This is a genomic window from Promineifilum sp. (SeqCode), assembly GCF_041918635.1.
GTDB lineage: Bacteria > Chloroflexota > Anaerolineae > Promineifilales > Promineifilaceae > Promineifilum.
This window is the reverse complement of sequence record NZ_JAYRVJ010000442.1, coordinates 1-11,647: the sequence shown is the minus strand read 5'-3', so window position 1 is coordinate 11,647 and position 11,647 is coordinate 1. Positions and strand designations below refer to the sequence as shown.

Annotated in this window: 6 protein-coding genes; all 6 read right to left on the bottom strand. The window is 64.9% G+C overall.

Annotated features, from left to right (window positions below; genetic code table 11):
• Positions 1-1,725, bottom strand: a 1,725-nt coding sequence (gene typA, locus ACE3UY_RS13625; protein WP_374688055.1) for a translational GTPase TypA, incomplete at its 3' end; no start/stop codon positions are given.
• A gap of 147 nt (positions 1,726-1,872) precedes the next feature.
• Positions 1,873-2,283: a VOC family protein gene (locus ACE3UY_RS13620; protein ID WP_374688054.1), complete on the bottom strand. Its 411-nt coding sequence runs from the start codon at positions 2,281-2,283 to the stop codon at positions 1,873-1,875.
• 62 nt (positions 2,284-2,345) lie between these two features.
• Entirely contained in the window at positions 2,346-3,053 is a 708-nt protein-coding gene (locus ACE3UY_RS13615) for a Uma2 family endonuclease (protein ID WP_374688053.1), read from the bottom strand.
• A gap of 11 nt (positions 3,054-3,064) precedes the next feature.
• Complete coding sequence (locus ACE3UY_RS13610) at positions 3,065-3,760, bottom strand: Uma2 family endonuclease (protein ID WP_374688052.1); 696 nt, start codon at positions 3,758-3,760, stop codon at positions 3,065-3,067.
• Positions 3,761-3,872: 112 nt separating this feature from the next.
• On the bottom strand, positions 3,873-5,624 hold the full coding sequence (locus ACE3UY_RS13605; protein WP_374688051.1) for a right-handed parallel beta-helix repeat-containing protein: 1,752 nt from the start codon (positions 5,622-5,624) through the stop codon (positions 3,873-3,875).
• Positions 5,625-5,908: 284 nt separating this feature from the next.
• Entirely contained in the window at positions 5,909-11,629 is a 5,721-nt protein-coding gene (locus ACE3UY_RS13600) for a hypothetical protein (protein ID WP_374688050.1), read from the bottom strand.
• Positions 11,630-11,647 lie beyond the last annotated feature (18 nt).

Here is an 11,647-nt window from a genome sequence, read left to right as displayed (position 1 = left end):
GTGCAAATACTCAATGGCCTCGTCCAGCGACATGAGGCGCGGCGGCGGCAGGGCCTCGATGATCGCCTTGGGTGTGGCCCGGTGGCCGGTCAGGTTCTTCGTCCGGCAGACGTTGATGACCAAATCCTCGTCGCGGATGTGTTCGCCCACCACCTGGCCGCCGTAGACTTCATCGACGGATGGCCGCACGAAGAACGTTCCGCGCGCCGTCAGGTGCTCCAGCGCATAACCGCTGACCGGCCCGCTCTCCAGCGACACCAGTGAGCCGAGTTCGGTGTGCTCGATGTCGCCGGCATAGGGCAAATAGGCGTCGAACAGGGTGTGGAAGACGCCTGTGCCGCGCGTGGCCGTCAGGAAGGGCTGGCGGAAGCCCAGGATGCCGCGGGTGGGCACGCTGTACTCGGCGTAGACCGTGCCGTCCTCGTCATAGCGGATGTCGAGCATCCGGCCGCGTCGCTTGCCCAGCATCTCGGCTACCGCGCCCCAGTAGTCGTTCAGCGCCTCGACGTACACCTGCTCGAACGGCTCCTCGCGCCCGGCCGGCCCCTCGTGGAAAATAACCTCCGGCCGGCCGACGGCGAACTCGTACCCCTCGCGGCGCATCGTCTCGATGAGGATCGCCAGGTGCAACTCGCCCCGCCCCGACACCAGGAACTCGCCGGCCCGCTCCATCTCCTGCACGCGCAGAGCGACGTTGCTCTCCAGCTCGCGCATCAGCCGGTCGCGCAACTGGCGGCTGGTGACGTACTTGCCCTCGCGGCCGGCGAAGGGGCTGTCGTTGATGCGGAAGACCATGCGCACGGTGGGGTCTTCGACCTTGATGGGCGGCAACTGGTGGGGGTTATCGGGATCGGCCAGCGTGTCGCCAATGCCCACCTCGGGAATGCCGGCCACGGCCACGATGGTTCCGGCGCGCACCTCCGTCTGCTCTTGCCGTTGCAGGTCGCGGAAGGTATAGAGCTTGGTCATGCGCGCCGGCGACAGCTCCCCCTCGGCAGTGATGTGGGCTACGGGCTGGCCGGCGCGCAACACACCGGCCGTCAGCCGGCCGATGGCGATCTTGCCCACGTAGCTACTGTACTCCAGGGCGGTAACGAGCATCTGCGTGGGGCCATCGGGGTCAACGGTGGGCGGCGGGATGTGTTCCAGGATGGTATCGAACAGCGGGCGCAGGTCGGTGCCGAGTTCGGTGGAACTGAAACCGGCGCGCCCCTCAGTGGCCTTGGCGTAGAGCACGGGGAAGTGGGCCTGCTCCTCGGTCGCGCCCAGATCGATGAACAGGTCGAAGGCGGCGTTAACGGCGTGGTCGGGCCGGGCGGCCGGGCGGTCGATCTTGTTGACGACCAGGATAACCTTCAGCCCCTTGGCCAGCGCCTGGCGCAGCACGAAGCGCGTCTGGGCCATTGGCCCCTCGACGGCGTCCACCAGCAGCAGCGCGCCATCGACCATGTTCATGATGCGCTCCACCTCGCCGCCGAAGTCGGCGTGGCCGGGTGTGTCCACGATGTTGATCGTCACGCCCTTGTAGTCGATGCCCGTATTCTTGGCCAGGATGGTGATGCCGCGCTCGCGCTCCAGGTCGTTGGAGTCGAGAACGCGCTCGCCCATGGGCTGGTTTTGGCGGAAGGCGTTGGTCTGGCGCAGCATGCCGTCGACCAGCGTCGTCTTGCCGTGGTCGACGTGGGCGATGATGGCGATGTTGCGAATGTCTTGTCGTTGTATCATAGTCTTTGCCAAAAAAAGCCCGGCGGGTGGCCGGGCTTTTCTTTGTGTTCGATCAGTCTGAAACCGACTGGCAATTATACGTCGGGCGCGCACAGAAAACAAGGCGCGGTTGCCTTCCCCTCGCCCTCACACCTGACAGGTCTGCATTTAGTGCGGCGCCGTCATCTCTAGTTGGATATTATCGGGATCGCGGAAAGCCATCACGTAAATGCCCAGCCCAGGCCCCAGGTCTCTGATCTCGCCGCGGATAATGCCCTGCTCGTCGAAATAGGCCGCCGCCGCTTCCAGTTCGGCCCGGCTGCTGAGGCCGAAGCTGACGTGGTCGAGGCCGACACGGTTCTCGCTAAAGCGGTCGCCGGCCGGGATGGGCGCGGCCTGGTCAGAGGGCAGCGTCACGGCCAGGACAACGTGGCCGTTGCCCAGGATTCGGCGCGTCCCCCCTAGATCGAGCAGCACCTGGAACCCAAGATGCCGGGTGTAAAAGTCGGCGCTGCGCGCCACATCGGAAACGGTCAGAGTTACGTGGTGGACGGCGGTGATGGTGAATGGCTGGGTCATGATCCTCTCCTTAATCACTGGCCTATCACGGTGAAGCCTCCCCACCCGGCGCAAACTCTACATCACTCGCTCAACAGGCGCAACATCTCGCGGTAGAGCGCCCGTAGTTCATCCGATACACCCGGCGCATCGGCCAGCATCCAGGCCAAAGCCAGGTCGATATCGGGCAGCTTGGCCTCCGGCTCGGCCGGCCACAGCCAGGCAACGCGCAGCCGGAAGCCGGGCACGACGGTCGAGGCGTACACGCCATCGTCGCTAAGCGGCGCGGGGACGAAGCGCCCCTCGGCGTCGCGGACGTAGAAATCGGCTTGCTCCTGGTGGGGACGCGGATCGATGATCCAGTATTCGCCCACACCGGCCTGTTCGTATTCGCGGAACTTGTCGATCCGGTCAAGCGTCACGCTGCCGGGCGAGATGACCTCGACGACCAGATCGGGTGCGCCTTCAAATCGTCGTTCGGTCAGGCCCGACAATCGCGCTCGCCCGATGAACAGCACATCCGGCTCCCGTGAGGGGCCGCCCGGCCACAGCTTGACTTCCATCGGGGCGAGCAAGACCTCGCCCAGTTGCAGCCGAAAGACGTAGGCGCGTAACAGAGAGAGCAGGAAGGCTACGATCCTCTGGTGGCTCGGTGTTGTTGGCATATGTTCGATGATCTTCCCATCAACCCACTCGACAATGCGCCCGTCGTCAGGCAGGGCAAGATACTCCTCATAGGATAGGCGCTCTCGGTGGGCGTGTTTGTCCCTGACCAAAGGTACGCTCTCCATAGTTGTCCGTCCTACTCGTTCAGGAGCCGCACCATCTCCCGGTACAGCGCCCGCAACTCGTCCGATATGCCCGGCGCGTCGGCCAGCATCCAGGCCAGGACGTACTGGTGGTTTGGCAGCGGCGTCCGCCACAGCCAGGCGACGCGCAGCCGGAAGCCAGGCACGACGGCCGACGTATATACTCCGTTGTCGCTGATGGGCGCAGGAGCGAAATGCCCCTCGGCGTCGCGGACGTAGAAATCGGCTTGCTGCTGGTGAGGACGCGGGTCGATGATCCAGTATTCGCCCACGCCGGCCTGTTCGTACTCGCGAAACTTGGTCACGCGGTCGAGCGTGGCGCTGGCGGGGGAGATGGCTTCGACCACCAGGTCCGGCCCTCCGTCAAAACGCTGTGGGCCAAGGCGTGAGAGACGGTCGCGGCCGACGAAGACGATGTCCGGCTCGCGCGACGGCCCGCCCGGCCAAAGCTTGACCTCAACGGGCGCGTCCAACACCCGGCCAAGGCCTAAAAGGTTAACATAAAAACGAAGCAGAGCTTCGAGAAAGCCGATAACGTCCTGGTGAGCGATTGATGGCGGCATGTGTTCGACGATCTCCCCGTTGCTCCACTCAATAATGCGTCCGTCGTCGGGCAAGGCAAGATACTCCTCATAGGAGACCATCCGCCGCTTGACCTTTTCGCGCTGCTCGATTGCCGGAGCGTTCATGATCCACCTCTGGGGGTAGTATACCATACGATGTAGGGCGATTTGGCAAATCGCCCTACACCATACCGCTGTCGGTCTGTAGGGCGATCTGGCAAATCGCCCTACATGCAGTTCACGAGCGCGTGACGGGCAGGAAAAGCTTCCAATGCGTCGGCAAGGGGGAGAATTCGATCGCGCCGATATCGCACTCATCGGCCGAGGCAAGCCCGTCGCCATCCAGATTGCGGGCCACGTCGCGCTGGTCGGTCTGGCCGGCGCAGGCGGCGCTGGGGGCGGCATCGATGGCGAGGCTGCCGGCGGGCAGGGCGTGGGTCTGGGTTGGGCCGCCGTTGTCGCCCAGCACGGGGCTGAGGATATGCGCCGTCAGCACACCGGCCGGCGGCAAGAGATCGGTGGCCCCCGGCGTGAAGCCGACGATGCCCGACTGCCCGTTCGAACCAAAGAGATTGGTCCGGTTGACAGTCACGTTCTGGGCGCTGGCGCTATAGATTTGCGATCCGCTGGGCGCAGTGTTGCCCGTCACCAGCGCCCGTTCGGCCGTCAGCTTGAAGGGGTTGTAGAACGTGCTGCCGAGCCACAGACCGCCGCCTTTGTCCGCGGCGGTATTGTGGGTCACGGTCGCGTTCTTCAGGATGACCTCGCTGCCATAGCCCCGCACGCCACCGCCACTATAGGGCGTGCTGTTGCCCGAAACGGTGCTATTGTCCAGCGTCAATTGGCCGTCCTTGCTGTTCACGCCGCCACCCTCGTTGCCGCTCACCGTCGACCGCAGCACCACAACGACGCTCTCGTCGGCGCTAATACCCCCGCCCCGGCTATCGGCGATCGTGGAGTGAACGACCGTCGCCGTGCTCTCGTAGACGTAGAGCCCACCGCCAAACCCATTCTCGGCCGTGTTGCCGCTGATCAGACAGCGGCTGATGGTTACCTCGGCCCCGGTACGAATGGCGATGCCGCCGCCCTTCCAGTTCACGGTGTTGTCGCGAAACGTCGTGCCGGCGACCTCGCCGTGGCCGCCATCTATTAGCAGACCGGCCCCTATGTCGCTGGACGTGTTGGCGACGAACAGGCTATCGCTCACCGAAAAGTGGGCGGCGGCGCTGCGGACGGCCCCGCCGTCGTAGCCGTCGTTGCCCTCGAAGGCACTGCCGCTGATGGTCAGGCTGTCGCCGCCGGCGAATACGGCCGTACCGGTATTGTCGCGCATGACGCTATCGACGATCGTCAGCGCGCCCCGACTGCGAATGCCCCCACCGGCGTTGCCGCTCGAACGGCCACCCTCCAGCGTCACCTCCTTCAGCGTCAGCTTGCCCATCTCGCTAATGGCCATCAGGCGAAAGTTGTCGGCCCCGGCCGCGCGGCGGATGGTCGCGCCATGTCCCTCGATGGTGATTTCCGTGGTCACGACGGGCAGGCCGGTGCGATCCCATTGGTAATACTCGAATGAGGCCGGCACGTTGAAGAGGCCGCCCGCGGGCAGCACGATGGTATCCGCGCCGGACAGATTACCCTTCTCACAATCGGTATGGGCCCAGCCGCCGTTGGCGTTGATGATGGCCTCGACCAGTGAGCACTGGCCGTCGGCGGCGATGCCCACTGCGCCGTTATCGACAGTGATCGTCAGCGCCGACACGGGCGTCCGGCTAAGGGCCAGTAGCAGCGCGGCCGCGGCCACCGTCAACGCTAGTCGCCGGCGGAGCCGGCGGCGCTGGCGGCGCGGCAGAGCGCGCAGCCGTTGGTAGAAGTGAACGAAGCGTTCCCGGTAAGGCCCCACACGCAGCAGCAGGCCGGGCAGCCAGCGGGGCGGCGCAGCGCAGCGTGGGCTTTGTGAATCATAGGGGCAGGTCGTATCGAGATCGGCCATGGCTTCTCTCCTGGTCGGCGCGCCCCAAAAAGGCGCAGGGGGATATAGCCAGTATAAACCAGGCCGCCGCTTCGTCACAAGTGATGAATGTCACAAACGCCTGTAAGCGGCCTCGTGTGTAGTCAGGCGATGAATCGCCTGACTACGAACCAACGCAAAGCCGGGCCGCGGGGGCCGGCCCGGCTTTGCTAAGGAAACGGGGGTAGGCCCAGTCGACCAGACCCTACCCCAGACCCGACAGGTTGACGGACTCCGCTAGAAGCCTGCCAGGTCAGCTAAAGCATTTAGGGCGCGGCCACCTCCTCGCACAGGTAGTTGGCCGTCACACCGGTGATGGCCGCCGAATCGCCGCCCAGCTTGCCCAGGCCGTCGGTGTAGGCCGCAGGCGAGACGATGTCGATGACGATCTCGCCCGTCCTGGCCGGCACGTTCGCCAGGGTGAAGGACATGATATTCAGCAGGTTGCCCTTGTTGGGGCCGGTCGGCTTCTGCGTCTGCGAGATGCCGCCGGCGCTGACCGTCACGTAGACCGGTCGCGCGTCCTTGTCGTTGTCCACCAGCGCCAGTTCGACGTTGAAGGTCGTCGCCACCAGCGGGGCCGGGATGTCGATGACGATCCGCTTGGCCGGCGTCCAGCCCGAGGCTACGTCCCAATACACCTGCGAATCAGCCGTGTTGACGATCTCGAAGACGTTCACGTACTCCTGATTCGGGTTGGTGTAGGTCGGGTAGAGCACCATCGCCCGCGGGATGTGGCGCTTGGCGCCGCTGGTCTGCAAGAACCAGCGCCCGCGGATGTTGGCCGCCGGGTCCAGTTCCGTGCCGTACCAGAACACCGACCACATCTTGGGCGACGGGCTGGTCGGCGCGCCTAGCTCGACGAAGGAGTTGTTGGGGTAGGTGAAGCGCACGTACTTGACATGGCCCTCATCCTTGGCCGCCAACTGGCCGTAGAGGCCGACCAGGTTGGCCGCGTTGGGGATGACGATCTTGGCCTGCAGCTTATGCGTCTTGCCGTTGCCCATGCCGATGCCCAGGATGTCAGTCCACTCGTTGTCGATGGCTTCCGCCGGGCAACTGTTGACGATGGGTGGGGCAATGATGTTAACGACCGCGTCATCGTTGTCGCTCAGCGGATCGCCGTTGAAGCCCGTGCCGGCGCCGGTGACGATGTCGGTGTGGACGGCGCCGGCCGCGCCGTTCACGGTGGCCGTGAAGGTGCAGACGTAGGTTCCGCCCTGCGAAATCGTTTGCGGCACGGCGCAGGTCGTGGCCGTGATGCCATTGTGACCGGTCGTCGTGATGTTGCCGAACACGTTGTCGGTCAGGCTGCTCAGGGTCAACGCCCCGCCGCCGACGTTGTTGATGGTGACGGTGAAGATCACCGGGCCGCCAGGCGCGTAGAGCTGCGTCGGGTTGGCGTCCTTGATCACCTCAATGGCCGGGTCAGGGATGATTTCGACCTCGGTGTTGCCGTCGTCACACACGTCGGGGTTCTTCGTCGTGTCGCAGGCGGTAACCGTGTTCGTGTGGGTCGTGTTCGGGTTGCCCGTCACGGCAGCCGTGAAGGTACAGGTGTAGCTGCCCGTCAACGCCGGCAGGCTCACCGGCGGCGTCAGGTCACAGGTCGTGGCCGTGATGCCGTGGTGGCCGGTCGTCGTGATGTCGCCGTAGACGCTATCGACCAGGCTGTTGAGGCTCAGGGTGATAGTGCCCTTGTTCTCCACCAGGACGGTGAAGGTCACCAGGTCGCCGGAGGCCACAACCGTCTTGTCGGGCGTCTTGGTCACTTCCAGCAGCGGCGTCTGCACCGCCGGGACGGTCACACTGTCGTCATTGCTGGTCACCGTGGCCTGGCCGTGCTTGGCCGTGGCCGTGGCGACGTTGGTCACCTTGCCGGCGTCGAGGTCGGCCTGGGTCACCGTGTAGGTGGCCGTGCAGGTGAAGAAGTCGCCCGGGTTGAGCGGGTTCGGCGTCTGCTGGCACGTCACCGTGTTCGGCGCGCCGATCTTGTTGTCCGTGACCGCGTAGGGCGGCGTCAGGGAGACGTTGCCGCTGTTGGTCGCCTTGTAGGTGTAGGCGATGGTGTCGCCCACACTGTCGTAGTTGACCGTGGTCGTGTCTTTGTCCAGCGTCAGCGCCGGCGACTGCTGGATGGGGATATCCAGGTCGTCGGTATCCGGCGTCGTCTCGGCCGAGTCGGCCGTCACCACGTTGTGGAGCGTGCCGCCGGCGTTCATCTCGGCCTGCGTAACCGTGTGAGTGCAGGTGTAGACCCACGTCTCGGTCACTTGCAGCTTGCCGTCGTTGTTGGCGTCGCCAGCGATGCGCGCCGGAGCCGCGTCACACTTCGGGTCGCTGACCGTGACGTTGGTCAGGGTCACGTTACCGGTGTTCGTCACCGTGAACTGGTAGAGAACTGGCTGGCCGGCGGCGGTGATGAGCGCCGTGGTCGAGCTTTTCTCGACGTTCAGCCCCGGGTTGTAGCTGATCGGGATGTCGAGATCGTCGGTGTCGGGCGGCGTCTCATTCGAGTCAGCCGTCACAACGTTGTGCAGCTTCGGGTTCGGCCCCGTCGCCGCGTCCATCTCGGCCTGCGTTACCGTGTGGGTGCAGGTGAACGTCCACGTCTCCAGCAGCCCCAGCTTGCCGTCGTTGTTCGTGTCGCCCGTCGGCCCGGTCGGAGCCGCGTCACACTTCGGGTCGGACACGCTGACGCCGGTCAGGCTGACGTTACCGGTGTTGGTCACGTCGAAGGTGTAGACCACCTGCTGCCCGGCGGCGGTGATCAGCGTCGTTGTCGAGGACTTCTCGACGTTCAGCCCGGGTCTCTGTTGGATGGGAATGTCCAGGTCGTCGGTGGCCGGGTCGGTTTCGGTCGAGTCGGCCGTCACCATGTTGTGGAGCATCCCACCCGCGTCCATCTCGGCCTGCGCCACGGTGTGGATGCAGACGTAGACCCACGTCTCATTCAGGTCGAGCTTGCCGTCGTTATCCGTGTCGCCCGTCGGGCCGGTCGGCGGCAGGTCGCACTTCGGGTCGCTGACCGTGACGTTGGTCAGGGGCACGTTGCCGTTGTTGGTCACCGCGAACGTGTAATCGACCTGCTGGCCGGCGGCGGTGATGAGCGTCGTCGTCGAGGTCTTCGCCACGTTCAGGCCCGGCAGCCGATCCATCGTCACCGTAACGGTGTCGGTGTTGGACAGCACCGGGTTGGAGCCGTGCATGGCCGAAGCCTGGGCGACGTTGACCACCTCACCGGCGGTGATGTCGGCCTGGGTGACGGCGTAGGTCGCCGAGCAGGTGATGAACTGGCCGGGCATCAGCGGGTTCGGCGTCTGCGGGCAGTTCACTACGTTCGGGGCGACGATGTGGTCATCCGTAACGGCGTAGGGCGGCGTCAGGGGCACGTTGCCGCTGTTCGTGACCTTATAGCTGTAGACGATCGGATCGCCAACGCTGTCATAGCTCGCCGTGGTTGTCGTCTTATCCAGCGTCAAGGTCGGGTTCTGGATCGCAGGCACGGTCACGGTGTCCTGGTTGGAGGTCACCGTGTTCGCGCCGTGCTTGGCCGTGGCCGTGGCGTGGTTGACCACCTGACCGGCCGTGATGTCGGCCTGTGTGACCGTGTAGGTCGCAGTGCAGGTGAAGAACGCGCCGGGGTTCAGCGGGTTCGGCGTCTGATTGCACGTTACCGTCGTCTTGTCGTCGCTAACGGCATAGGGCGGCGTCAGCGCGACGTTGCCGCTGTTCGTCACCTTGTAGCTGTAGCTGATCGTGTCGCCGACCTGGTCGTAGTTGGCCGTGGTCGTCGTCTTGTCCAGGGTCAGGGCCGGGTTCTGTACCGCGGGAACGGTCACGGTGTCCTCGTTGGAGGTCACCGTGGTCGCGCCGCGCTTGGCCGTGGCCGTGGCGACGTTGACTACCGAGCCGGCGTTGAGGTCGGCCTGGGTGACAGTGTGGGTCGCCGTGCAAGTGAAGAAGGCGCCCGGGTTCAGCGGGTTCGGCGTCTGATTGCACGTTACCGTCGCCTTGTTGTCGCTGACGGCATAGGGCGGCGTCAGGGCTACGTTGCCGCTGTTGGTCACCTTGTAGGTATAGCTGATCGTGTCGCCGACCGCGTCATAGTTGGCCGTCGCGGTGTCCTTATCCAGCGTCAGGGCCGGGCCTTGCAGGGCCGGAACCGTTACCGTGTCCTCGTTGGAGGTGACGGTGTTCGCGCCGTGCTTGGCCGTGGCCGTGGCGACGTTGATCACCGAGCCGGCCTCGATGTCGGCCTGGGTGACGGTGTAGCTGGCCGTGCAGGTGAAGAAGCCGCCCGGGTTCAACGGGTTCGGCGTTTGATCGCACGTTACCGTCGCCTTATTGTCGGACACGGCATAGGGCGGCGTCAGCGTCACGTTGCCGCTGTTCGTCACCTTGTAGGTGTACTGGATGACGTCGCCGACGCCGTCATAGTTGATGGTCGGGGTGTCTTTGTCCAGCGACAGAGCCGGGTTCTGCACCGCCGGAACGGTCACGGTGTCCTCGTTGGAGGTCACCGTGGTCGTGCCGTACTTGGCCGTGGCCGTGGCGACGTTGACCACCGAGCCGGCGTTGAGGTCGGCCTGGGTCACGGTGTAGGTCGCGGTGCAGGTGATGTACGCGCCGGGGTTCAGCGGGTTCGGCGTCTGCGGGCAGCTCACCGCCGCTTTGTTATCGGCCACCGCGTAGGGCGGCGTCAGCGGCACGTTGCCGCTATTCGTCACCTTGTAGCTATAGCTGATCGTGTCGCCGACGGAGTCGAAGTCGGTCGTCGTCGTCGTCTTGTCCAGCGACACAGCCGGGGTCTGGATCGCCGGCACGGTCACCCTGTCCTCGTTGGAGGTGATGGTGTTCGCGCCGTGCTTGGCCGTCGCCGTGGCAACGTTCGTCACCGAGCCGGCGTTAATGTCGGCCTGGGTGATGGTGTAGCTGGCCGTGCAGGTGAAGAACTGGCCGGGCAACAGCGGGTTGGGCAGTTGCTGGCAGGTCACCGTCGCCTTATTGTCGCTGACGGCGTAGGGCGGCGTCAGCGAGACGTTGCCGCTGTTCGTCACCTTGTAGCTGTAGCTGATCACGTCACCGACACCGTCGTAGTTGACGGTCGCGGTATCCTTGTCCAGCGTCAGGGCCGGGCCTTGCAAAGCCGGGACGGTCACGGTGTCCTCGTTGGAGGTCACCGTGTTCTGGCCGTGCTTGGCCGTCGCCGTGGCCTTGTTGACCACCGAGCCGGCATTGAGGTCGGCCTGTGTGACCGTGTAGGTTGCCGTGCAGGTGAAGAACTGGCCGGGCAACAGCGGGGCCGGCGTCTGATTGCACGTCGCCGTCGTCTTGTTGTCAGACACGGCATAGGGCGGCGTCAGCGTCACGTTGCCGCTGTTGGTCACCTTGTAGGTGTAGGCGATGGTGTCGCCCACACTGTCGTAGTTGGCCGTCGTCGTGTCCTTGTCCAGCGACAGGGCCGGGTTCTGCACCGCGGGCACAGTCTCCGTGTCCTGGTTGGAGGTCACCGTGGTCGTGCCGTACTTGGCCGTGGCCGTGGCGACGTTGACCACCTGGCCGGCGTCGAGGTCGGCCTGGGTGACCACGTGGCTGGCCGTGCAGATGATGAACGCGCCCGGGTCCAGCGGATTCGGAATCTGCGGACACGTCGCCGTGGCCTTGTTGTCGCTAACGGCATAGGGCGGCGTCAACGGTACGTTGCCGCTATTCGTCACCTTGTAGCTGTAGCTAATCATGTCGCCGGCTTCGTCGTAGCTGGCCGTCGTCGTCGTCTTGTCCAGTGTCAGCGTCGGCTCCTGTACCCCGGTAACGGTCACCGTGTCCTGATTGGAGGTGACGGTGTTCGCGCCGTGTTTGGCCGTCGCCGTGGCGACGTTGGTTACCGAGCCGGCGGTGAGGTCGGCCTGGGTGACGATGTAAGTCGCCGTGCAGGTGATGAACTGGCCTACCGGTAGCGGGTTGGGCGTCTGCGGGCAGCTCACCGTCGCTTTGTTATCGGC

Coding starts and splice junctions, on each gene's coding strand:
- ACE3UY_RS13620 (WP_374688054.1), bottom strand. CDS start 2,283: ATGACCCAGCCATTCACCATCACCGCCGTCCACCACGTAACTCTGACC.
- ACE3UY_RS13610 (WP_374688052.1), bottom strand. CDS start 3,760: ATGAACGCTCCGGCAATCGAGCAGCGCGAAAAGGTCAAGCGGCGGATG.
- ACE3UY_RS13615 (WP_374688053.1), bottom strand. CDS start 3,053: ATGGAGAGCGTACCTTTGGTCAGGGACAAACACGCCCACCGAGAGCGC.
- ACE3UY_RS13605 (WP_374688051.1), bottom strand. CDS start 5,624: ATGGCCGATCTCGATACGACCTGCCCCTATGATTCACAAAGCCCACGC.